This is a genomic window from Parabacteroides sp. MSK.9.14 (assembly GCF_019041495.1).
GTDB classification, from domain to species: Bacteria; Bacteroidota; Bacteroidia; order Bacteroidales; family Tannerellaceae; genus Parabacteroides; species Parabacteroides merdae.
Map to the genome: position 1 here is coordinate 50,383 of NZ_JAHPXO010000021.1, position 24,247 is coordinate 74,629.

General features: G+C 47.7%; 19 protein-coding genes and 3 tRNA genes. 12 read left to right on the top strand and 10 right to left on the bottom strand.

Annotated elements, in window-relative coordinates; genetic code table 11:
• Positions 1-234: 234 nt before the first annotated feature.
• Together argS and KTG12_RS12370 are read right to left on the bottom strand one after the other, a co-directional pair.
• Complete coding sequence (gene argS, locus KTG12_RS12365; protein ID WP_138272832.1) at positions 235-2,028, bottom strand: arginine--tRNA ligase; 1,794 nt, start codon at positions 2,026-2,028, stop codon at positions 235-237.
• 182 nt (positions 2,029-2,210) lie between these two features.
• Positions 2,211-2,483 carry an HU family DNA-binding protein gene (locus KTG12_RS12370; protein ID WP_005637478.1) on the bottom strand — a complete coding sequence of 91 codons (273 nt, stop codon included), beginning with the start codon at positions 2,481-2,483 and terminating at the stop codon, positions 2,211-2,213.
• Between the two features lie 186 nt (positions 2,484-2,669).
• Between KTG12_RS12370 and KTG12_RS12375 the strand changes: the two genes are divergently transcribed.
• The 3 genes from KTG12_RS12375 to KTG12_RS12385 are packed head-to-tail and all read left to right on the top strand — an operon-like array spanning position 2,670 to position 5,357.
• Positions 2,670-3,380, top strand: a complete 711-nt coding sequence (locus tag KTG12_RS12375; RefSeq protein ID WP_005637476.1) for a rhomboid family intramembrane serine protease — start codon at positions 2,670-2,672, stop codon at positions 3,378-3,380.
• Positions 3,361-4,239, top strand: coding sequence for a rhomboid family intramembrane serine protease (locus KTG12_RS12380; protein WP_022321946.1), 879 nt, complete (start codon positions 3,361-3,363; stop codon positions 4,237-4,239). The genes KTG12_RS12375 and KTG12_RS12380 overlap by 20 nt, the downstream gene beginning before the upstream one ends.
• Positions 4,236-5,357 (top strand): endonuclease/exonuclease/phosphatase family protein, encoded by a 1,122-nt coding sequence (locus tag KTG12_RS12385; protein WP_022321945.1) that lies wholly within the window; start codon positions 4,236-4,238, stop codon positions 5,355-5,357. Before KTG12_RS12380 ends, KTG12_RS12385 begins: the two co-directional genes overlap by 4 nt.
• Before the next feature lie 85 nt (positions 5,358-5,442).
• Here KTG12_RS12385 and KTG12_RS12390 read toward each other — a convergent pair whose 3' ends face one another.
• Entirely contained in the window at positions 5,443-5,994 is a 552-nt protein-coding gene (locus tag KTG12_RS12390; RefSeq protein ID WP_036724423.1) for a DUF4468 domain-containing protein, read from the bottom strand.
• Positions 5,995-5,998: 4 nt separating this feature from the next.
• Positions 5,999-7,000 (bottom strand): DUF4468 domain-containing protein, encoded by a 1,002-nt coding sequence (locus KTG12_RS12395; protein WP_155143591.1) that lies wholly within the window; start codon positions 6,998-7,000, stop codon positions 5,999-6,001.
• Positions 7,001-7,164: 164 nt separating this feature from the next.
• On the opposite strand from KTG12_RS12395, the gene secDF reads away from it, so the two are divergent.
• The 6 genes from secDF to hutH all read left to right on the top strand — a co-directional run bounded on the left by secDF (position 7,165) and on the right by hutH (position 16,694).
• A complete protein-coding gene (gene secDF / locus KTG12_RS12400) occupies positions 7,165-10,179 on the top strand; it encodes a protein translocase subunit SecDF (RefSeq protein ID WP_122342766.1) in 3,015 nt (1,004 codons plus the stop codon).
• A gap of 175 nt (positions 10,180-10,354) precedes the next feature.
• On the top strand, positions 10,355-12,358 hold the full coding sequence (locus KTG12_RS12405; protein ID WP_138272833.1) for a urocanate hydratase: 2,004 nt from the start codon (positions 10,355-10,357) through the stop codon (positions 12,356-12,358).
• Positions 12,355-13,260 carry a glutamate formimidoyltransferase gene (gene ftcD / locus KTG12_RS12410; protein ID WP_046452459.1) on the top strand — a complete coding sequence of 302 codons (906 nt, stop codon included), beginning with the start codon at positions 12,355-12,357 and terminating at the stop codon, positions 13,258-13,260. The genes KTG12_RS12405 and ftcD overlap by 4 nt, the downstream gene beginning before the upstream one ends.
• Before the next feature lie 3 nt (positions 13,261-13,263).
• Positions 13,264-14,514 (top strand): imidazolonepropionase, encoded by a 1,251-nt coding sequence (gene hutI, locus KTG12_RS12415; RefSeq protein WP_046452458.1) that lies wholly within the window; start codon positions 13,264-13,266, stop codon positions 14,512-14,514.
• A gap of 41 nt (positions 14,515-14,555) precedes the next feature.
• On the top strand, positions 14,556-15,191 hold the full coding sequence (locus KTG12_RS12420) for a cyclodeaminase/cyclohydrolase family protein (RefSeq protein WP_005637450.1): 636 nt from the start codon (positions 14,556-14,558) through the stop codon (positions 15,189-15,191).
• 12 nt (positions 15,192-15,203) lie between these two features.
• Positions 15,204-16,694 (top strand): histidine ammonia-lyase, encoded by a 1,491-nt coding sequence (gene hutH, locus KTG12_RS12425; protein WP_005637447.1) that lies wholly within the window; start codon positions 15,204-15,206, stop codon positions 16,692-16,694.
• Positions 16,695-16,824: 130 nt separating this feature from the next.
• Here the strand turns inward: hutH and KTG12_RS12430 are convergent, their stop codons facing one another.
• From KTG12_RS12430 to KTG12_RS12450, 5 genes are all read right to left on the bottom strand, one after another.
• Positions 16,825-17,934, bottom strand: coding sequence for an Mrp/NBP35 family ATP-binding protein (locus KTG12_RS12430; protein WP_005650530.1), 1,110 nt, complete (start codon positions 17,932-17,934; stop codon positions 16,825-16,827).
• A gap of 31 nt (positions 17,935-17,965) precedes the next feature.
• Positions 17,966-18,724: a tRNA (guanosine(46)-N7)-methyltransferase TrmB gene (gene trmB / locus KTG12_RS12435; RefSeq protein WP_005637438.1), complete on the bottom strand. Its 759-nt coding sequence runs from the start codon at positions 18,722-18,724 to the stop codon at positions 17,966-17,968.
• Between the two features lie 123 nt (positions 18,725-18,847).
• Positions 18,848-18,921, bottom strand: a tRNA-Asn gene (locus tag KTG12_RS12440).
• A gap of 35 nt (positions 18,922-18,956) precedes the next feature.
• Positions 18,957-19,030 (bottom strand) — tRNA-Asn (locus tag KTG12_RS12445).
• A 34-nt stretch (positions 19,031-19,064) separates the two neighbouring features.
• A tRNA-Asn gene (locus tag KTG12_RS12450) sits at positions 19,065-19,138 on the bottom strand.
• 108 nt (positions 19,139-19,246) lie between these two features.
• On the opposite strand from KTG12_RS12450, the gene KTG12_RS12455 reads away from it, so the two are divergent.
• The 3 genes from KTG12_RS12455 to KTG12_RS12465 are packed head-to-tail and all read left to right on the top strand — an operon-like array spanning position 19,247 to position 23,122.
• On the top strand, positions 19,247-20,224 hold the full coding sequence (locus KTG12_RS12455) for an adenosine kinase (protein ID WP_005637436.1): 978 nt from the start codon (positions 19,247-19,249) through the stop codon (positions 20,222-20,224).
• 47 nt (positions 20,225-20,271) lie between these two features.
• Positions 20,272-21,963, top strand: coding sequence for a S41 family peptidase (locus tag KTG12_RS12460; protein WP_138272834.1), 1,692 nt, complete (start codon positions 20,272-20,274; stop codon positions 21,961-21,963).
• A 19-nt stretch (positions 21,964-21,982) separates the two neighbouring features.
• Positions 21,983-23,122, top strand: a complete 1,140-nt coding sequence (locus KTG12_RS12465; protein ID WP_022322599.1) for a hypothetical protein — start codon at positions 21,983-21,985, stop codon at positions 23,120-23,122.
• On the opposite strand, the gene KTG12_RS12470 is transcribed toward KTG12_RS12465, so the two are convergent.
• Positions 23,119-24,246 (bottom strand): metallophosphoesterase, encoded by a 1,128-nt coding sequence (locus KTG12_RS12470; protein ID WP_138272835.1) that lies wholly within the window; start codon positions 24,244-24,246, stop codon positions 23,119-23,121. The two genes, KTG12_RS12465 and KTG12_RS12470, sit on opposite strands and share 4 nt — an antisense overlap.
• Position 24,247 lies beyond the last annotated feature (1 nt).

The window sequence follows — 24,247 nt, forward strand, 5'->3', positions numbered from 1 at the left end:
GATAGTTGTTTTTCAAATTTTTTTATTGTTGGCATATCTTTGCACCTTCCTCGCTACTTTCCATTAGCTTGATGGCAAAAGTAGTGCTAATATACGGGCCAGCACATTCTTCTTGTCCGAATCTTTCTCGATTGTCGCCAGCTTTGTATAAAAACAATGCTCTCTGTGACTTCATTACGCTGAAATCGCAGGAGAGCATCGTTTGTCTGTTGATCTATATTCATGATCCGTTTCTTACATTCTCTCCGGAACCTCGATTCCCAACAATGACATGGCCGATTTGACAATCTTGGCTACGTTGGCGGAGAGGACAAGGCGGAACTCTTTTACTTCTTCATTCTCTTCGCGGAGGATGGAGAAATCGTGATAGAACTGGTTGTATTCTTTTACCAGGTCATAAGTATAGTTGGCGATGAGGGCGGGGCTGTATTCCTTTCCTGCTTCGCGAACGACGGAAGCGTAGTCGGCTATCATCTGGATCAGGTTTTCTTCCTTCTCGGATATGGTAGTCGTTGTCGGCAGTTGTTCGGGTAAAATGATGCCCTGTTCGGCAGCTTTACGCAGAACGGAACGGATACGGGCATATGTGTATTGAATGAACGGGCCGGTATTACCGTTGAAATCGATCGATTCCTTCGGGTTGAAAGTCATGTTCTTGCGCGGGTCCACCTTCAGGATGAAGTACTTCAAGGAACCGAGGCCGACCATGCGGGCGATGTTTTCGGCTTCTTCCGGTGTCATTTCGTCCACTTTGCCCAGTTCCTGCGAGATTTCGCGGGCTGTACCCACCATCTCTTCCATCAGGTCGTCTGCATCGACAACCGTTCCTTCGCGGCTCTTCATCTTGCCTTCCGGCAGTTCGACCATGCCGTAAGAGAAATGTACAAGGCCTTTGCCGAATTCAAAACCCAATTTATCCAACAGGATGGACAATACCTGGAAATGGTAGTTCTGCTCGTTTCCTACCACATAGATCATTTTGTTGATAGGATAGTCGTCGAAACGCAATTTGGCAGTTCCGATATCTTGTGTCATGTAGACGGAAGTTCCGTCGGCACGGAGCAGCAGTTTCTCGTCCAGGCCGTCTTTGGTCAGGTCTGCCCATACGGAACCGTCTTCACGGCGGTAGAAAATGCCTTTGTCGAGCCCTTCCAGCACTTTGCCTTTACCTTCCAGGTAGGTCTGTGATTCGTAATAGATCTTATCGAAGTCTACGCCCATCATTTTGTATGTCTCGTCGAATCCGGCGTACACCCAGTTGTTCATCATTTCCCAAAGAGCGCGTACCTCCTTGTCGCCGGCTTCCCATTTGCGGAGCATCTCGCGTGCTTCGGCCATCAGGGGAGAAGCGGCTTCGGCTTCCTCTTTCGTCATGCCTTTTGCTTCGAGGGCGGCAGTCTCTTCTTTCAGTTTGTTGCTGAAAAGGACGTAGAAGTCACCGATCAGGTGGTCGCCTTTCTTGCCGGCCGTTTCGGGAGTCACGCCGTTGCCCCATTTCTGCCAGGCGAGCATGGACTTGCAGATATGGATACCGCGGTCGTTTACGATGTTCGTCTTTACCACTTTATTGCCGTTTGCTTTCATGATCTCGGACAGGCTGTAACCCAATAGGTTGTTACGCACGTGTCCAAGGTGGAGCGGCTTGTTGGTGTTGGGAGAAGAATATTCGATCATGACCAGCGGAGACTGTTCCGTTACAGGGATGATCCCGTATGACGGCTGGCCGTTGATTTCGTTTAATAAATCGATCCAGCAGGCACAGGCGATGGTCAGGTTGAGGAATCCTTTGATTACATTGAATTCGGCTACAGCCGGTTCATGCCGGAGCAGGTATTCGCCAATTTCCTGGGCAGTCTGTTCCGGAGATTTCTTCGACATGCGGAGGAAGGGAAAAACAACCAGAGTCAGATGTCCTTTGAACTCTTTCTTTGTCTTTTGCAGTTGTACCTGGTTGGCTGCCACATCGGCGCCATACAGTTCTTTTATGCCGGTAATGATAGCACCGGTAATCTGTTGTTCGATAACCATATTCGTTTAGTATATGTTCGGATTTATTTTGCCTGCAAAGGTACAGGTTTATTTTGTAAAAACCATAAGATTGGTGTGGGTAGGAAAGAGATAACTATGATTTGATAAAGTAACCGGCATGCAATAAAAAAGGCATTCCGATTGCGGAGTGCCTTTTTACTTATTGAGAGTGTAAGACTAATTTACTTGATGATTTCTGTCAATTCGGCGCCAGCTTTGAATTTAACTGATTTGCGTGCCGGGATTTCGATTGGTTGTTTAGTCTTCGGGTTAACACCTTTGCGTGCAGATTTTTCAGCAACAGAGAAAGAACCAAAACCTAAAAGGGCCACTTTGCCACCTTCTTTTAATTCACTGGATACTGTTTCAACAAAAGCTTCTACAGCTTTCTTTGCATCAACTTTGCTTAAACCGGATTTTTCCGCTACAGCATTGATAAATTCTGTTTTGTTCATGATGGTTTGATAATTAATATATTAAACAATATTTGTGATAGCCTAAAAAGTCGGTGTCAAATGTAATTCTATTTTGATATATCGCAAAGAAAAAAAGAGTTTTTTTTATTGATTTACTATGTTTTAGTGCTATTTTGTCAGAAAACTGCCGAAATATATATACCTTTGTCCTTAAATTGTAAATATATGATGAATCAAAATAGTTCGGGATTCCTGAGCAGTATCCCGATGGTTACGAAAAACCTTATCATTATCAACCTGTTGTTTTGGGTAGCGAGTCTTGTTTTACCTAAAGTCGGGATTGATTTAGTCCAGTTATTCGGACTGCACTTTCCGGGTGTGAAGGATTTCTATCCTTTCCAGTTTGTGACTTATATGTTCATGCATGATACCCATTCGTTTGCGCACGTGTTTTTCAATATGTTCGGTGTGTATATGTTCGGACGCGTGCTGGAGAATGTCTGGGGGCCGAAGCGCTTCCTGATTTTTTACATGGTGACGGGTATCGGGGCGGGTATTACGCAGGAACTGGTTTGGCTGTATTCCGTCCATTCCTTCGCAAGTGCGAACGGGGTTACTCTGGTACAGTTGGTTGCAGGAGATCCTTCATTGAACTATCTGATTACGATCGGTGCTTCTGGTTCCGTGTTCGGTATTTTGCTGGCATTTGCCATGTTGTTCCCGAATGTTCCGCTGTACCTGATGTTCATCCCTATTCCTATCAAGGCAAAATATTTCGTGATCTTTTACGGATTGGCCGAATTGTTTATGGGTGTCGCTAACAACGGTGGTGATTCCGTGGCGCATTTTGCCCACCTGGGCGGTATGCTTTTCGGTTATTTCCTGGTTCGGTATTGGAAAAAGAAAGATATAGACAATGGGCGATATTTTTACTAATCTCAAACGGACTTTCAATTCCGGCAACATCCTGGCAAAACTGATTTATATCAATGTCGGGCTATTCGTCATTATACGGTTGGCAAGTGTGATCCTGATGCTGTTCAATCTGGGCGGTTTTCCGTTTTTGCAGTATTTGCAAGTGCCTTCGTCTCCCGAATTGCTTTTGTACCGGCCGTGGACGATTATTACTTATATGTTCACGCATTTCGACTTTCTGCATATTCTGTTTAATATGCTGTGGTTATACTGGTTCGGCGGTTTGTTCCTTACTTTTTTCAGTGAGCGGCAATTAGGCGGCCTGTATCTGTTAGGAGGTATTGCCGGGGCTGTCTTGTTTCTTGTGGCATACAACATATTCCCTTATTTCCGTACAGTTGCCGCTTATAGTTATTTGATGGGAGCGTCGGCTTCGGTTATGGCCATTGTGTTTGCCGTCTCTTTCTACCGGAAAGACTTGGAGATCGGCTTGTTCCTGATCGGGAGGATCAAGTTGATTTATCTGGCCTTGTTTACATTTGTGATAGACTTGCTGGCTATTACATCGACGAATGCCGGCGGTCATATCGCCCATATCGGCGGGGCGTTGTTCGGCATCTGGTTTGCCGCCCGGATCAAGGATGGCAAAGATCTGACGGCTCCTATGAACCGCTTGCTTGACTGGGTGGTGAATCTGGGAAAGCGGAAACCCAAGATGCGTGTGACTTATAAACGTCCGGAGACCGATTATGAATATAATGCCCGTAAACATCGGGAAACAGTCGATCTGGATGCAATATTGGATAAATTAAAACGTTCCGGTTACGAAAGCCTTTCGGCAGAAGAAAAGAAAAAACTATTTGATGCCAGCAAAAAATGAGCGAGCGGTTTAAAGCGATCAGGATTCTGTTTAAATCTGTAGTCGGTACTGCCAATGTGATAGTTATTCTGCTATTCATTGCTTCGGCCTTCTCGGACAGAATTTCACCGGACAGGAGTGTGTTCTTCTCTTATCTGGGGTTGGGATTTCCTGTGTTTTGCGTTTTGAACCTCTGTTTTGTTGTTTATTGGCTGTTTCTTTGGGAATGGCGGTTTGTGTTGGTCGGACTATGTTCGTTCCTGATCTGCAGGGGGCCTGTAACCCGTTATTTCCCTTTCCATGACAGAATGGACGATATTCCGAAAGAGAATGTACTGAAAGTCTTGACTTATAATGTCATGGGATTCGGTTATAAAGGCCATACGGAAGATGCTCCGAATCCGATCATACGGTATATTGCGAATTCCGGTGCGGATATTGTATGTCTGCAGGAATATGCAGTAGGTACTTCCAAGAACTTTTTGACGAATCAGAAGATCGCCAATGCCTTGAAGATGTATAGGTATCGCTCCATTATTCCGATCGGAACCTCCGGTACGCTCAAATTCAATATAGCCGTATTTTCCAAATATCCGATCTCCAAATCCCGTAAGATCAAGTATGACAGCTCTTTCAACGGCTCGTCCATTCATGAACTGGATATAAGAGGAAAGAAGTTGACTTTGATCAATAACCACTTGGAGTCTTTCAAGCTGACGATGGAGGACCGGAGCCATTATTCCGCATTTATCAAGAATCTGAATTCCGAAACGCTCGATGGTTTGAGAAGTTCCATCGAACAGAAGTTGGGACCTGCATTCCGGATACGTGCCCGTCAGGCGAGAGCGGTTGCCGAAGAAATCAAAAAGATCGATACCGATTATGTATTGGTGTGCGGTGACTTCAACGATACGCCGATTTCCTATGCCCATCGTACGATCCAGGGGCCGTTGAAAGATGCTTATGCTGCTTCAGGCCGTGGTGTCGGGGTCACCTATAATGAAAACTTCTTTTGGTTCAGGATCGACAACATCCTGCATTCAGCCAATATGAAACCGATCAACTGCACGGTCGACAAGGTGCGTTATTCCGACCATTATCCGCTGTGGTGTTATTTGCAATTGAAAGAGGGGGATTGAAAATGAAAAATTCCCTTATACAGGAAACCGTAGTTTCTCGTATAGGGGAATTTTTGTGCCGTGCTTATGGAGCTAGCTCTTTATGCTACAGTTCCGCATCGTTCACTGCATCCAGGATGTCGGCAAACAGGTTTTCGACGAAGAAGAACGTGGCATTACAAAACAGCTTCGGATCCTTGATCAAGGCAACCGTATTGCTTTTGCCATTATTGGCGATTACGCTTTCTGCCGAATACGTCTTGAACTTCTTATTGTTCTGTGGATCGTATTGATAAACGATATTGCTAACTTCTGCCGAGTAGCAGTTGTCGTGGCAATTGATTTTCATCTTGTATTTGATGATCGTTTTGTCTGTATCGTTCAACAGCATCTCGACTTTGGAAGAAACGTTGATAGTCCCTTTGGACTTCTTGGAGTTGACATTCGACAGGAATATATCTTTCGCATAGCTTTTCTTCGCCCATTGGTTGATTACTTCGAATATCTGGTCCTGGCTCATATCTTTCACATGGACTGTGTCGCGATAGCATACTTTCCCGTTTCTCATCGGGGCACACTCATCGACTTCGCCTTTATGCCCCTGTGCCGTTGCCAGCGCAGGGAGCATGATCAATAGAAGGAAAAACAGCTTTTTCATCATCCTATTTCATCCATACATTTACGATTTCACCGATGACGGTTATCTGCTGGCCTTCTGCCGTTTCGCCCTGCTTGCGGCAGTCGATGATCAGCCAGGCATCCCCGCTTTCACCTTTCTTGAAGAAAGACAAGCTATATGTGTCATTGTTACCTATTTCTTTATAGACAGGACTATCTTTGCTGATGGCGATCGAGGCAATCGATTTGCCGAACATATTGCCCGTGCCTTTCCACTGGGCGGATGTCTCTTTTGTATCCGGCTTACCGGCGGATACGACCTGCATATCGCTTTCCGGTAACATCTGTAATAATGTAGACGGAACCTTGTCGGCGGCAAAAGCCACATATCCTTCTTTTGCCGGAACCTGAGTTGCCGGTTGGGTGGTCTGGGCAGGTGTCACAGTCCGGGCGGGAGTGACCGGTGTTGCCGGAACTACATTGGCGGTTGCCTGCGTGCCTAAAGCGGCGGAGGCGGAGGCAAACATTTCGTCAATGAAATCGACTGTCTTTCTTCGGAATTTGCCGTTGCCTCGGTTCAATTTGGTTTGGTCTTTGTTCAGGCAATACTTATCTGTAATCCATTCTTCGGCGGTGTATTTTTCCGGTTCACGCTGGTACGATACATTATATTCGTAACGGATACCGGCCACTTTCACTATACATTTCTGGTTCTCGCATTCCATCGTGACGCGATAGTTCATTTCCGTACGGTCCAGAGAAAGGGCGGTGCTCTGGAAGACCAGGTTGGTTTGCCCTACTGCGGCGATGTCGCCTTTTGCCTTGTCGGAATAGACAACGCGGTTACCGTCTTCACTGAAGAAACCGTCCGCCCAGTCCAGCATTTTGTCATATACTTCATCTTTCGAAAAAGAAGGTGCGTTTATCTCCTTTGCGAATACTACTTTACCATTCTCGACCGGAACGGCTCCGGCTAAATACTTGGAATCTTCCTGAGCCCAGAGTAGGGCCGGGATAAATAGCGTTAATAATAAAAGTTGCTTCATGGTTATTCTTTACTTATGTTTTTTACGGGCAAAGATATATAATTGTGGCTGAAATAAACTAAGAGTGTGACAAATAAATTAATCTAATTACTGTTGGACAAAGAAAAAAAGCCTATATTTGCACCCTGTGAAAAAACGAATAATAACATAAACATAAGATTCAAATGCAAAACAAAGGATTTGTAAAGGTCTTTGCGGTGTTACTTACGCTTGTCTGTATGTTTTATCTGTCATTCTCGTTCGTGACAAGACATTACAACAGTAAAGCCGCTGAGTATGCAGGTGGAGATCCGGTAAAAGAGAGTTCTTATTTGGACTCGTTATCTACTCAGAAGGTATGGTTGGGCTATACGCTCAAGGAGTGCCGTGAAATGGAAATCAGTTTAGGGCTTGACTTGAAGGGCGGTATGAACGTCGTTCTGGAATTGAATGTGGCCGATGTGATTCGCTCGCTTTCGAACAACAATCAGGACGAGAACTTCAATAAAGCATTGGACCTGGCTTATGAAAATCAGGTTACAAGTCAGAAGGACTTTATTGATCTATTTGCAGAAGAGTATAAGAAGTTAGATAATGGCGCCCGTTTATCCGCTATTTTCAGTACTTTCGAATTGAAAGACAAAATCACTCCGCAGAGCTCGGACGCACAGGTAATCGCCGTGTTGAAGGAAGAACTGAAGAGTGCAATCGATAATTCATTTAACGTATTGCGTACCCGTATCGACCGTTTCGGCGTGGTGTCTCCGAACATCCAGCGTCTGGAAACTGCCGGTCGTATTCTGGTTGAACTTCCGGGTGTGAAAGAACCGGAACGTGTGCGTAAATTATTACAGGGTAGTGCCAACCTCGAATTCTGGGAAACATACAACTTGCCGGAAATCTACCAGCAGTTGGTTGCCGCCGATAATATGTTGGCTACAATCCTGAAATCGGACGATACTGCTGCTGTAGGTTCGGATACTACGGCTATCGAAGCAACGGAAGAAGTAGTTGCCGACAATGCTGCTGCCGAAACAACCAACGACGCAGATTCTCTGCTGGCTAAGATCGGTGAAGACAAGCCTGAAGCACAGGCAGCCAAGAGCATGGAAGAATTCGCAAAGCAACATCCGTTGTTCGCCGTTCTGCAGATCAACCAGTATAACGGACAGTTGGCTCCCGGACCGGTTGTCGGTATTGCCGATAAGAAAGATATTGCCAAGATCAACGAATACTTGAACATGAAGCAGGTAAAAGATATCCTGCCGCGTAACCTTTCTTTGAAATGGGGCGTAAAGGCTATCGATGAAAAAGAACAATATTTCTACTTGTATGCAATCAAGATGACGAACCGCGACGGAACGCCTGCTTTGGGAGGTGACGTTGTAACGGATGCTAATGCAGACTTCGTTCAGCAGGCAGGCCGTTCAGAACAGCAGGTTAGCATGACTATGAACGCAGAAGGGGCTAAAGCATGGGCTCGCCTGACAAAAGAAAATATCGGTAAAGCGGTTGCTATCGTTCTCGACGATATGGTTTATTCAGCTCCTAACGTGCAGGTGGAAATCACAGGCGGACGTTCTCAGATCACAGGCCACTTCACTCCGGAAGAGGCAAAGGACTTGGCTAACGTGTTGAAATCCGGTAAAATGGCTGCTTCCGTACATATCGTACAGGAAGACGTTGTCGGCCCGTCTTTGGGTCAGGAAGCTATCAATTCCGGTGTTATCTCATTTGTTTTGGCTTTGATCCTGTTGATGTTCTACATGTGTGCCTTCTACGGAGTTCTTCCGGGCTTGATCGCCGACGGTGCTTTGGTATTGAACATCTTTTTCACAATGGGTATCCTTGCATCCTTCCAGGCAGTCCTTACGTTGCCGGGTATTGCCGGTATGGTGTTGACGCTGGGTATGGCTGTCGATGCCAACGTGTTGATCTACGAACGTACGAAAGAGGAACTTCGTGCCGGTAAATCGTTGAACAAAGCAATTGCCGATGGTTACAGCAATGCATTTTCTGCAATCTTCGACTCGAACTTGACTTCCATCATCACTGGTGTCGTATTGTTCTATTTCGGTACGGGTCCTATCCGTGGTTTTGCCACGACGATGATTATCGGTTTGTTCGCGTCCTTCCTGACGGCAGTCTTCCTGACTCGTATCGTCTATGAAGCATTGCTGGCTAAAGATAAACTGAAGAACGTAACCTTTACGACTTCTATTACGAAAGATTTATTGACGAATCCGAAGATCAACTTCTTGGCAGCCCGTAAGGTTGGGTATCTGATTCCGGCCGGTATTATCGTTTTGGGTGCGATCTCCATGTCTACTATCGGTTTGAACAACGGTATCGATTTCACCGGTGGACGTAACTATGTGATCCGTTTCGCCCAGGATGTGAAGACTGACGAAGTCCGTAATCTGTTGGATGCGCAGTTGGATGGTTCTGTTAGCGTTATCCAGATCGGTACTCCCGACCAGGTTCGTGTATCTACCAACTATAAGATTGAAGACAATGATCCGGCTATCGACCAGGAAATCGAAAATAAATTGTTTGAAGGTGTCAAGTCATTGCTTCCGGAAGGAACGACTTTGGCTCAGTTCACGGATCAGTATATCCAGAGCTCACAGAAGGTAGGACCGAGTATGGCAGACGATATCAAGAACGCTGCGTTTCTCGCAGTTGTATTTGCCATGTTCTGTATGGCGGCTTATATCTTGCTTCGTTTCCGCGACATCTCATTCTCTGTCGGTGCATTCGCTTCTGTAGCTGTCACGACTTTGTGTATTATTTCATTCTACACATTGCTTTGGAAGGTATTGCCGTTCTCTATGGAAGTCGACCAGACCTTTATCGCGGCTATCCTGACCATCATCGGTTACTCTATCAACGATACCGTGGTTGTGTTCGACCGTATCCGTGAAACGATCGGTCTGTATCCGAAGCGTGATCGTTATCAGGTGATCAACGATGCATTGAACTCGACTTTATCCCGTACCTTCAATACATCATTAACTACATTGGTAGTTGTATTGTGTATCTTCATCCTGGGTGGTGCGACGATCCGTAGCTTTACGTTCGCTATCTTGTTAGGTATCATTATCGGTACATATTCTACTCTGTTCGTGGCAACTCCTATCGCTTACGAATTGCAGAAGAAGAAGATCAATAAGAAAGCAGCTGCTGAAGCTGGTAAATAAGAATAGATTTTAATCCGATAGAAAAGGGCTGTTCCTGGTTAAGGGAATGGCCCTTTTTGTGCTTCTAAACATAATTGTGCCGGTTGGCAAGATGAAAGAGAATGCTTATCTTGTACGCCTCTTACTTCTGCTATTTACTTACAGATTGTAAGAAAACACCTTAAAATATCATGTTATGGAAGTACGCCTAAGTAACCAATTGCCGGTTTACCCATCTTTTGTTCCCGGTATCCGCCGCGCTCCTGATCGCGGCTATTCACTTACGCCTGCACAAACAGAAACGGCCTTGAAGAATGCGCTCCGTTACATTCCCGAAGAGTTGCATGAAGTGCTGGCTCCGGAGTTTATGGAAGAGTTGATGACTCGCGGCCGCATTTACGGATACCGTTACCGGCCGGAAGGAGACTTGAAAGCTAAGCCGGTCGACCAATATAAAGGGCAATGTCTGGAGGGAAAGGCTTTTCAGGTGATGATCGACAACAATCTCAGTTTCGATATCGCTCTCTATCCATACGAACTGGTCACGTATGGCGAAACCGGGCAGGTTTGCCAGAACTGGATGCAGTATCGCCTGATCAAGCAATATCTCGAAATACTGACGAGCGAGCAGACACTCGTGATCGAGTCCGGACATCCGTTGGGACTGTTCCGTTCCAAGCCGGATGCACCCCGTGTGATTATTACCAATTCCATGATGGTCGGCTTGTTCGACAATCAGAAAGACTGGCATATAGCCGCCCAGATGGGTGTCGCTAATTACGGACAGATGACCGCCGGCGGCTGGATGTATATCGGTCCGCAGGGGATCGTGCACGGGACGTTCAATACCTTATTGAATGCCGGGCGGAAGAAATTAGGCATTCCGCAGGATCAGGATTTGCGTGGGCATCTCTTTGTCTCCTCCGGTCTCGGAGGAATGAGTGGGGCACAACCGAAAGCGGCCGTTATAGCCGGTGCTGCCAGTATCATTGCAGAAGTGGACAGTTCCCGCATCCAGACCCGCCATTCGCAAGGTTGGGTTCAGCATGTGACTGAAGATAAAGCAGAGGCATTCCGTATGGCGCAGGAGGCTATGCAGGTAAGGGAACCGATTTCGATCGCTTATCATGGCAATATAGTAGACTTGTTAGAGTATGCCGAGACGCAGGTGATCCGGATCGATCTGCTGAGTGACCAAACTTCCTGTCATGCCGTCTATGAAGGTGGTTACTGTCCTGTCGGCATCTCCTTTGCCGAGCGTACGGAACTTCTTTCTCACGATATGGACCGGTTCTGCTCGTTGGTCGATCAGTCCCTGCACCGTCATTTCGAGGTAATCAAGAAGCTTGTGGCTCGCGGCACTTACTTCTTCGACTACGGAAACTCGTTTATGAAAGCCATCTACGATGCCGGTGTAAAGGAAATTTCCCGGAACGGAGTCGATGAGAAAGACGGTTTCATCTGGCCTTCCTATGTCGAGGACATTATGGGGCCGGAACTTTTCGACTATGGTTACGGGCCTTTCCGCTGGGTATGTCTGAGTGGGAAACATGAAGATCTGGTAAAGACCGACCAAGCAGCTATGGATTGCATCGATCCGAACCGGCGCGGGCAGGACAGGGATAACTACAACTGGATTCGCGATGCCGAGACAAACCGGCTTGTTGTCGGTACCGAGGCGCGCATTCTCTACCAGGATGCGGAAGGAAGATTGAATATCGCGCTCCGCTTCAACCGCATGGTGCGAAACGGTGAAGTCGGGCCGATCATGCTCGGACGTGACCATCATGATGTGAGTGGGACGGATTCGCCTTTCCGCGAAACGTCCAATATTTATGACGGAAGTAACGTCATGGCCGATATGGCTGTCCAGTGTTTTGCCGGAAATGCGGCACGGGGTATGAGCCTTGTTGCCCTTCATAATGGCGGCGGAGTCGGTATCGGGAAAGCGGTAAACGGTGGTTTCGGTATGGTGCTGGATGGAAGCGAACGGGTGGACGAAATCCTTCGTTCCGCCATGCTCTGGGATGTGATGGGAGGAGTGGCACGCCGTTCCTGGGCCAGGAATCCGAATGCCATGTCCACCAGTGCGGCCTTTAACGAAAGCTATGGCGATTGGTATCATATCACGTTGCCTTTTATTCCGAAAGAAGATTTAATTCAAAATAGTATACGTACCTCTTTAAAACGCAAAGTATGAGTACATGGAATAAGATAATGGAATGTGTCCCCAATTTCAGTGAGGGAAGGGATTTAGCGAAAATAGAAAAGATAGTAGATAAATTTCGTGCCAAAGCCGGTGTAAAGCTGTTGGATTACAGTAATGACGAAGATCATAACCGACTGGTCGTGACGGTAGTCGGTGAACCGGAAGCCTTGAAAGACGCGCTGCTCGAAGCTATCGGGCAGGCAGTGGAACTGATAGACCTCACGAAACACTCCGGGCAGCATCCTCGGATGGGAGCGGTCGATGTCGTTCCTTTTATCCCGATCAGAGGGTGTACGATGGATGAGGCGATTGCGCTCTCCAAAGAAGTGGGCGAGAAGGTGGCTGCTCTCTATCGAGTGCCGGTCTTCCTGTATGAGAAGTCGGCTTCGGCTCCACACCGAGAAAACTTGGCGGCGATCCGCAAAGGAGAGTTTGAGGGTATGGAAGCAAAGATCAAGCAGCCGGAATGGAAACCTGACTTCGGGCCTGCCGAACGGCATCCGTCGGCAGGGACAGTGGCGATCGGCGCCCGTATGCCGCTGGTGGCTTATAACGTCAATTTGGGCACGGCGAACCTGGAGATCGCGAGCAGTATCGCCAAAAAGATCCGCTTCATAGGTGGCGGGCTCCGCTACTGCAAGGCGATGGGAGTGGAACTGAAAGAACGCGGCATCGTGCAGGTTTCGATCAATATGACCGATTATACCCGCACCGCCCTTTATCGCGCTTTCGAGCTGGTACGCATTGAGGCACGTCGCTATGGTGTCCCAGTCGTCGGAAGCGAGATTATTGGGTTGGTTCCGATGGAGGCGTTGATTGATACGGCTTCTTACTATTTGGGACTGGAAGACTTTTCAATAGATCAGGTATTGGAAACCAGGATAATGGGATAGACGATGGAAGACGAAAAGATATTGATACGGAATGCGTCGCAGGTGGTGACTTGTTCTGGTTTTGAAGCGAAGAAGGGGAAGGCTATGTCCGATGTCGGGATAATCGAGGACGGGGCGGTTGCTATGTCGGATGGTATTATCACGCATGTGGGACCGACTGAAGAGGTCCTCCGGCAAGTGGATGTCGGAGATTATCTGGAAGTAGACGCTTCCGGACGTGCGCTTCTGCCAGGGTTTGTGGATAGCCATACACACTTCGTCTTCGGTGGTTACCGAGAGGAGGAGTTCTCTTGGCGGATGAAAGGAGACAGCTATATGTCGATCATGGAAAGGGGAGGCGGGATCGTCAATACGATGAATGCGACCCGGAACGCCAGCTATGATGACCTGTACGGCGATGCATACGACCGTCTCGACGCTATGATGGATATGGGCGTGACTACTGTCGAAGGAAAGAGTGGTTACGGTCTTGACTTGGCGACCGAGCTGATCCAGCTTCGTGTCATGAAGGAGTTGAACGACGAACACCCGTTGGATGTGGTCTCTACTTTCCTCGGTGCACATGCTGTCCCGCCGGAGTTTGCCGGGCGTACGGACGCATATGTCGATTACATAATAGAAGGAGTGTTGCCCCATGTGCGTGCAGAACATTCGGTAACCTTCTGCGATGTCTTTTGCGAACAAGGCGTTTTCTCGGTCGAACAAAGCGAACGTTTGTTGAAAGCAGCCCGCAGCCAGCGTTTCAAACTGAAACTTCATGCCGATGAGATCGTTTCTTTCGGAGGAGCCGAATTGGCAGCCCGCCTGAAAGCCGTGAGTGCCGACCATCTGTTGCATATCTCCGATACCGGCATCAAACGCCTGGCACGTTCGGGGACGATCGCGACTTTGCTTCCGCTTACCGCTTTCTCGCTAAATGAACCTTATGCTCCGGGACGCCGGATGATAGATGCCGGTTGCGCCGTGGCACTGGCTTCCGACCTGAACCCCGGTAGTTGCTTCTCCGGTTCGATCCCGTTGTTGTTCGCCCTGGCCTGCATCCAGATGAAACTTACTCCCGAAGAAGCCCTGACCGCCCTTACGATCAACGGAGCGGCAGCGTTAGGGCGGGAAAAGAAGGTCGGTAGCATCGATGTCGGAAAGAAGGCGGACTTGGTCTTGTTGAAATTCCCTTCTTATAAGTTCCTTCCTTATCATATAGGAATGAATATCGTGGACACGGTTATCAAAGACGGCGTGCTTTATATCGTTTGACGGGATGAAGATAAAATGTTTAATCTTAAATAATAGACACAATGCTTGTAGATTTGACAATCAAAGGATTTCTTGCAGAAACGGCGGGTAGCGCGCCTGTTCCGGGGGGCGGAAGTATCTCGGCTCTGAACGGGGCTATTGCGACGGCACTTACCGAGATGGTGGCAAACCTGACGATCGGTAAGAAGAAATATGCCGATGTGGAAGGCCAGATGCGGACAATCGCGACGGAGGCAGCCATCATTCGTGAACGGCTGATCCGGGATATAGACCGCGACAGCGAAGCGTACGACCGTGTGTTTGCCGCCTTTAAACTCCCGAAGGAAACGGAGGAGGAAAAAGCCGAGCGCAGCCGGGTGATCCAGGACGCGACGAAACAGGCGGCTATGGTCCCGATGGAAGTGGCCGAAGAGATTGCCTCGGTGATGGAGACTATTATATATGTGGCGCATAAAGGGAACCGGAATGCCGTGACCGATGCCTGTGTGGCGATGATGACGGCCCGTACTTGTGTGTTAGGGGCTTTGCTGAATGTCCGTATCAATCTTACATCCATAAAGGATGAAGCGTTTGTCAAACGGATGTCGGAGAAAGCGGATTTCCTCGAATCCGAAGCGATCCGGATAGAAAAGAAGTTGCTGGATTGGACGCAGGAGCAATTGAAAGTTGAAAATTGAAAGTAGAACGTTATGGGAAATGTACATTATGTGGGGGCGGAACCGCTGACGTTCGAACGTATCGAAGAGATACTGACCGGAAATATGAAGTTGGAACTGACCCCGGAAGTGAAGGAACGTATCCAGCGTTGCCGCGATTATCTGGACCGGAAGATCGAGACACAGAGCGAGCCGCTTTACGGCATCACGACAGGCTTTGGTTCCTTGTGTAATAAGAATATCTCGCCGGATGAACTCAGCACCTTGCAGGAGAATTTGGTGAAAAGCCATGCCTGTAGCGTGGGGGATGAGGTGAGCCCGGTGATTGTCCGCCTGATGATGCTGTTGAAGGCGCATGCTTTGTCGCTGGGGCATAGCGGCGTGCAGGTGATAACGGTGCAGCGTATCCTTGATTTCTTTAATAATGACGTGCTCCCGATCGTCTATGACCGTGGTTCGCTTGGTGCGTCGGGCGACCTGGCTCCGTTGGCGAATCTTTTCCTTCCGCTTATCGGAGTGGGAGATGTGTATTATAAAGGGAAGAAGAGGGAGGCAATCAGTGTCCTGGACGAGTTTGCCTGGAAGCCGGTGCGCCTGATGAGTAAAGAGGGATTGGCGTTGCTGAACGGTACGCAGTTTATGAGTGCCAACGGCGTGTTTGCCCTGATGCGTGCTTTTGCCGTGTCGAAGCGGGCGGACCTGATTGCAGCCTTGTCGCTCGAAGCCTTCGACGGGCGGATCGATCCTTTTATGGATTGCATCCAGCAGATGCGTCCGCATCCCGGACAGATCGAGACGGGCGATGCTTTCCGCCGTATTCTGGAGGGCAGCGAACTGATCAGCCGGAAGAAGGAGCATGTGCAGGACCCGTATTCGTTCCGCTGCATCCCGCAGGTACACGGGGCGACGAAAGATGCGATCCGGTATGTCTCCGGCGTATTGCTTACCGAGATCAATTCCGTGACGGACAACCCGACGATCTTCCCTGACGAGGACAAGATCATCTCCGGAGGTAATTTCCACGGCCAGCCGTTGGCGATCTCCTACGATTTCCTTGCGATTGCGTTGGCTGAGTTGGGAAATATTTCCGAACGCCGTGTCGCGCAGTTGATCATGGGGCTTCGGGGCTTGCCTGAGTTTCTGGTTGCCAATCCCGGACTGAATTCCGGCTTTATGATCCCGCAATATGCGGCAGCCAGCATGGTAAGCCAGAACAAGATGTACTGTTATGCCGCCAGCAGCGACTCGATCGTGTCCAGCAACGGGCAGGAAGACCATGTGAGTATGGGAGCCAATGCGGCGACGAAGCTCTTTAAGATTATGGACAACTTGGATCATATCCTGGCGATCGAGCTGATGAATGCGGCACAAGGTATCGAGTTCCGTCGTCCGGCGCGTACTTCCCCTATCTTGGAGAAATTCTTGAAAGCCTATCGCAAAGAGGTTCCCTTCATTGGCGAAGACATCATCATGTATCCCGAAATACATCGGACGGTCGCTTTCCTAAGACGGTATACTTTATAATAAGAAGATAGGATTGTGTCCAATTTCTTGGTGATGTGTCAAAATTTATCTCTCTCTTTTGCCGGGGGATTAATCCCCCGGCAAGGAATTGATTTCTCTTTCTTTTTGACACATCCTACTCACTCTCTTATTACTTCTTGGTAACAACAACCCTCTTTGTCGGATCCAAATGTTCGTTACGGTAATCGATCTGTTTCACGACATTTTCGGCTAACTTCTGGAATGCCTGGCCAGTGATGCTGTCCGGATTGAGGGCGACTGGCTTTCCGCTGTCTCCACCTTCGCAAATGCTTTGTACGATGGGGATTTGTCCTAGCAACGGGATATTCAGTTCTTCCGCCAGACGTTTGCCTCCTTCTTTGCCGAACAGGTAGTATTTGTTTTCTGGCAGCTCGGCAGGCGTGAACCAAGACATGTTCTCGACCAGTCCCAATACTGGTACGTTGATCTTCTCACCTGTAAACATACTGATCCCTTTGCGGGCATCTGCCAACGCCACTTCTTGCGGTGTGCTGACAACGATGGCGCCGGTGATGGCCAATGTCTGTACCATCGTCAGGTGGATATCGCTTGTTCCCGGTGGCAGGTCGATCAGGAAATAGTCCAGATCGCCCCAGTTGGCGTCGCCGATCAACTGTTTCAAGGCATTGCTTGCCATTGCGCCGCGCCAAAGGACGGCGTCTTCCTTATTGACAAAAAAACCGATGGACAGTAGCTTCACGCCGTAGTTGGCAGCCGGTTCGATCAGTTCGCGGCCTCCCACCTCCACCATATAGGGACGGGCTTCTTCTACATTGAACATCTTAGGCTGCGAAGGACCGAAGATATCGGCATCCAGTAAACCGACCTTGTGACCCTGCAAAGCCAGCGCTACCGCCAAGTTGGCCGCTACTGTACTTTTGCCTACGCCACCCTTGCCGGAAGATACGGCGATGATATTTTTTACCTCCGGCAGCAGCTTGTCTGGTTCAGGACGGGCCGCCTGCTTGGCGTCAACCGTGATATTACCCTTGATGTCCACTTCTTCTCCTACGTAAGTAAGGATAGCCGTCTCGGCAGCTTTTACCACCGATTTGATAAACGGATCGTTCGGTTTTTCGAAAAGGAGCGAGAAGCTTACTTTGTTACCGTCGATCCGGATATTATCTTCTACCATACCCATTGTCACAAGGTCTTTTCCTGTGCCGGGGTAACGCACCTTTGCCAGTGCGTCCATGATTAGCTTTGGATAGAGTGTCATGTTGTATGATTTATAATTTATGATTTATGAATTATTTGCCGGAAGCCAACGCACTCCGTTTGCTCCGGTTGAAACTGCGATACGGATCGTATTCGATTTCCACTTCCGGTTCTACCAGTTCATCCCGTTCTTCACAGACAAACTTGATATATTTGATGGTTAATCCGCGGTCCAACCACTGCTGTTCATAATAGGTCTTGATAGAAAGAATGTTGTCTGTCAGCCCCGAATGATACAAATCGTCGTTGCTGAACAGTACGGGATAGCGATTTGCTTTTACCATCTCGCAGGTGTAGGTGTACATGAAGTTGCTGTCTGTTTTCAGATGTATGATGCCGTCTCCCGCCAGTATCTCGCGGTACATCTTCATGAAGCGAGTGGAGGTAAGGCGTTTGTTCGCTTTCTTCATCTGCGGGTCAGGGAAGGTGAGCCAGATCTCGGCCACCTCTCCGGCAGCAAAGAAATGGGCGATCAGTTCGATACTGGTCCTGAGGAAGGCAACGTTCGTCATACCTGCCTCAAGCGATTCTTTCGCCCCTGTCCACATACGGGCTCCCTTGATATCGACTCCTATAAAATTTTTGTTGGGAAATAACTTTCCCAAACCTACCGTATATTCTCCTTTTCCGCAGCCTAATTCAAGCACGATCGGATTGTCGTTCTTAAAGAACTGTTCGTGCCAGTGCCCCTTTAGCTCAAATCCTTTCTCTTGAAGGGTTGCAAACGGATATTGGAACACATGGGGATAGCTCGCCATGTCGTCAAACTTTGCTAATTTATTCTTTCCCATAATGCAAAGGTAATATAATTACACGTAAAAAGACTATAACCTGCCAGGCAATTATTCGATCAGGTTATCGTCCCAATCATGCATAAAAAAAGAGATACTCTTGTGAAGTATCTCTCTCTTTCGCTCTTCCTCTTGGACTTGAACCAAGGACCCTCTGATTAACAGTCAGATGCTCTAACCAACTGAGCTAAGGAAGAATATGTCTTTTTCAGTCTTTCCCGATGTCTTTTCGCTCTTCCTCTTGGACTTGAACCAAGGACCCTCTGATTAACAGTCAGATGCTCTAACCAACTGAGCTAAGGAAGAATATGTCTTTTTCAGTCTTTCCCGATGTCTTTTGCTCTTCCTCTTGGACTTGAACCAAGGACCCTCTGATTAACAGTCAGATGCTCTAACCAACTGAGCTAAGGAAGAATTTATTTCTTTCAGTTCGGGACTTATTAATCCCTTTCTGAATTTGCACTGCAAAAGTAGAGGTTCTTTTTGAAATATGCAATATCTTTGCGAAAAAAAATAGAAAAAATGAATACGATTGGATTAGGAAACGCTTTGGTAGACGTTCTGCTGAAGCTTGAGAACGATGATGTACTGGCGGAAGTAGGCATACAGAAAGGCGCAATGGATATGATCAACCAGGAGCAGATGATTAAAATCCGTAAATCGCAGGAAGGCCTTGAACGCAGTCAGGCACCGGGAGGTTCAGTATGCAATACCATGCGTGCGATGGCTATTTTGGGAGCAAAAGCAGGATTTATAGGTAAGATCGGATCCGATTCTGTAGGTGAGTATTATGAAGAGGCTTTGAAAAAAGCGAATGTCTCTCCCTATTTTGCCAAGACAGACGGTATTTCCGGTAGCTGCACGGTTCTGATTTCTCCCGATGGCGAGCGTACGATGGGAACCTTCCTCGGACCGGCCCCGACGATCACGCCGGATGAGATAACGGAAGAGATGCTTTCCGCTTACCAATGTATTTATATCGAAGGTTATCTGTTGGTGAACGAAGAACTGGTGCGCACTACTATGCAGAAAGCGAAAAAGTTAGGATTGAAGGTTGCCCTCGATCTATCTAACTTCAATATCGTGAATGCTTTCCGGGGGCTATTAGACGATATTATCCCTGAATATGTCGATATCCTTTTCTCCAACGAAAGCGAAGCGGAAGCCTTTACCGGGCTGAAAGCACACGAAGCGGTCAAGGTCCTTTCAGAACAGGTAGAGATTTCTTTAGTCACTTTAGGAAAAGAAGGCGCTCTGGTGGGAAGCAAGGGACAGGTTATCGCTGTTCCGGCGGAAGGCGGCAAACCGGTCGACACGACGGGAGCCGGCGACCACTTTGCCGCCGGATTCCTTTACGGACAGTCGGTCGGTGCGACTTTGGAGCAGTCGGCACGTATCGGATCGCTTTTGGCCGGTTACATAATTGATGTCATCGGGGCGCAGATACCGGATGATAAATGGGAACAAATAAAGTTAAAAGTAAATAGTATATTGTCCTGACAAGCGTTTATTATATACATTTACGTCGTTAATTAACTAAATATTCTATGTATAAACAACGAGAGAAAATAATAGTTCTTTTTAGTTTGCTGCTTCTGTTAGGAGGCGTGATTCCCGGACAGGCACAGAAAGACAATCGTTTCGAGGTCAGTAAGAACCTGGATATCTTTAACGCTCTGGTAAAAGAGGTGGAAATGTTTTATGTGGATTCGGTCGACGTCGAGAAAACGGTGCGTCGGGGTATCGATGCCATGTTAGGCGGCTTGGACCCTTATACCGAATACTACCCGGAGCAGGAAATGGATAAACTGAAATTCATGACGACCGGCGAATATGGCGGTATCGGTTCTTATATCCGTGAACGGAAAGAAGGCGGTGTCTATATTATCGAGCCGTTTGAAGGGATGCCGGCTGCTTTGGCAGGATTGAAAGCGGGCGACCGCATTCTGACTATCGATACGGTGGATGTGACCGACAAATCTTCGGATGAGGTGAGTGCCCTGTTGAAAGGTGTCCCTAATACGAAAATGGTATTGAAGATACAGAGTCCGTATGACAAGAAACCGCGTGAAGTGGAACTGGTGCGCAGGCAGATTTTGGAAAATCAGGTTACTTATTATGGTGTGCGTGGTGATAGCGTAGGCTATATCTATTTGAAGGGTTTTACAGATAAGAGTGCGCAGGAAGTAAAAAATGCGTTTGAAGACTTGAAAAAGAACCATCATATAAAATCACTGATTCTGGACTTGCGTAACAATGGCGGCGGTTTGTTGGAAAGCGCTACGCAAATAGTCGGTATGTTCGTCCCGAAGGGGAAAGAAGTGGTTTCGACAAAAGGGAAGATCAGCCAGTGGGACCGCACTTACCGGACACCGGGCGAACCTCTCGACACGGTGATGCCGATGGCTGTCCTTATTAATGGAGCCTCTGCTTCTGCTGCCGAGATCGTTTCGGGCTCTTTACAGGATATGGACCGTGCTGTGTTGATCGGACAGCGTTCTTTCGGAAAGGGACTTGTGCAGTCTCCCCGTGAACTTCCTTATAATGGAAGTGTGAAAGTGACGATGAGCAAATATTATATCCCTAGCGGCCGTTGTATCCAGCAGATGGACTATTCGCACCGGAAAGCAGATGGTAGCGTCGGGGCTATTCCAGATAGCCTGACGTCCGTATTCTATACTTCCAAAGGACGTCCCGTTCGGGATGGAGGCGGTATTACCCCTGACTTTAAAATAGAAGAACCGGAAACACCGACTATGATGTTCTATTTGGTGACAGACTTTCTCTTAACGGACTTTGTCGCCGAATGGTCCCAAAAACATAAGAAAATCGCTCCGCCCGAAGACTTCGAGGTGACGGATGAAGATTTTGAGGCTTTCAAGCAATATGCTAAAGAAAAGAACTTCACCTATGACCGGCAGAGTGAAAAGCTGTTGAAGAACTTGAAAGAAGTGGCTAAGTTTGAAGGTTACATGGATAATGATTCTACCCTCTTCAATTCTTTGGAAGCTAAACTGACTCCGGACTTGGATCGGGATTTCGACCGCAACAAGGATCAGATTAAGAAACTGTTGACTTCCGAGATTATGAAACGTTATTATTTCCAGAAAGGCGAGTTGATAAACAGCTTGAAAGAAGATGATGTTTTGGATAAGGCGCTGGAAGTGTTGGGTGATCCAGCATTATACCAGCAGACATTGGAAGCGCCGGGAAAGGTAGAGAAAACGGTTACATTATAATCGAGGTAAGAGACTTGCCATGAAGAGTGCTTTGAAGTTGCTTGTGTTTTTTGGCATCGGATGTTTGATCGGCATTGTTTTGGTGTGTGCCGGTATCGTGTCGTTTACGGATATGACATGGAATGAACTGGTGCAGAAGCTGGCCAAGATAGAGGCGCTTGAGGTGGTGGGAATATTTGCCGGGAGCATCGTTTGTACGTTGGTCGCTTTTATTTTGCAAATTGTTTTGCATGAAGGAGGCCATTTGCTTTTCGGGCTGCTCTCCGGCTATCGTTTTGTCTCTTTCCGTATTTTCAATTGGACGCTGATTCGCCAAGAGGGAAAATTTCGTTTGAAGCGTTTCGGCATCGCGGGGACAGGTGGACAATGCCTGATGCTCCCGCCTGACAAGCCTTTGGAAGAGATCCCTGTTGTGCTTTACCATTGGGGAGGCGTTATTGTCAATATGTCGGTAGCGCTTTTGGCTTTTGTGGTTTGGTATGTGGTGGAAGATCCTTCTCCTCTGCTGGCACAATTCCTGGTTATGATGTGTTTTGCCGGTGTGTCGTTGGGATTGCTCAATGGCATCCCGTTCAAGCGGGGAATTACTAATGATGCGGCCAATGTACGTTTGATGAGGAAGTACCCGAAGAGTAAAAAGGCGATGATAGTCCAGCTGCGCGTCAATGCCTGTATACAAGAAGGTATCCGGATAAAGGATATGCCGGAAGAGTGGTTTGCTTGGGTGGATGACATTGATTACGGGGAACCGATGCAACTGAATATCCGTTTGCTGCAAGTAGGGCGACTGCTGGATTTAGGGCAAATGGAAGAGGCCTATGTTGCATTGGAAGAGATTGCAAGACACAAGGGGGAGATGATCGGGCTTTTGGCGAAAGAGGTGGTTTGCGAACTCATCTATTTGGATCTGGTGACTGGGCATAACCGATGGGCAGATACGTTATACACGAAAGAAATAGAACTTTACGTTCGGCAATACCGTGTTTTGATGTCTTCAAAACAGCGTTTTCTCTGTGCTTGGGCACTTTATAAGGAGCGAGATCGGGAGAAAGCGTTGGCAATCTATAAAAATGTAGTCCAAAAGCAAACTCAATATCTGTTGCAGGGGGAAGTGAAGATGGATATCGCCATGATGGAGGCAATGTTTCATCCTGCTTAATTGGCAAACCGGATGTGCAGCACGATCATTTCTGATACAGTACCGACCCGGTAGGGAGGTCCGGCTATCCCGATGCCGGAAGATACATAGAACTGGACCGGCCCTTTCTTATGGTAGCCATACGGACATTCATAGATCAATTTCATTACGAGGGGGTAAGGCCATAGCTGTCCGTTATGGGTATGCCCGTGGAGTCCGAGATCCACACCGTTCATTGTCATTTCGGTGAACGACCAGGGTTGATGATCCAATACGATGATCGGTTTGGTTGTGTCTATGCCTGCCATGAGTACATGTAACGGCTTTCTTTTCTTGTTGATATGGTCGTCCCGTCCGATCAGATAGAATGAAGAGTCCGGACGTGCAACGGAATCGATCAGAAGCGTCGCCCCTGTTTTCTTCAGCCAACGGTATTTGGCTATGCGGTTGGCGCGATACTCATGGTTGCCATAAACCACATACACGCCTAATGGGGCTTTCAGTTGTTTCAAATCCTCTTCGATATGTGCTTTTTCGGCAAAGCGTGATTCATAATCCATGATATCGCCTACTAGGACGACCAGGTCGGGATGTTGTGCGTTGCTCATCTTCACGTATCGTTGTACCAGTTTCTTACCGATCATTTCTCCGATATGGAGGTCGCTCATCATGACAATCGTCATGCTGTCACGGTTGCTACTTCCTTTGGGTAGGGTGACATATACATCTTTGACAACCGGATAGGCGACGACATGGTAAGCATGAAACATCAGGCCGGTAACGATTGCCATGACTAAAAAGAACAGGACCAGTTTCGTTTGTTTCCAGTGGCTCGTAATCCAGCCGGGAAACCAATGGAAGAAACGGTTGCTAAGCCGGAGCACTTCCAGACCCAATAGGGATAGCGTGATATAAATAGATGCGATATACCAGGTGTTACAGATATATTGGATGGCAATCATGACAGAGTCCGGCAATACATTGCGGAACGTAAATCCGAAAAAGAAGATTGATAATTCAAGGATAAAAAACAAGATATAAGGAATCCTCCAACTCTTTTTGGGGGGAATTGCCTGATACCCTCGCCAGAAGATATAAGGATTTAGTAATATCTGTGCTACTATCGATTGAATGAAAACTTTCATG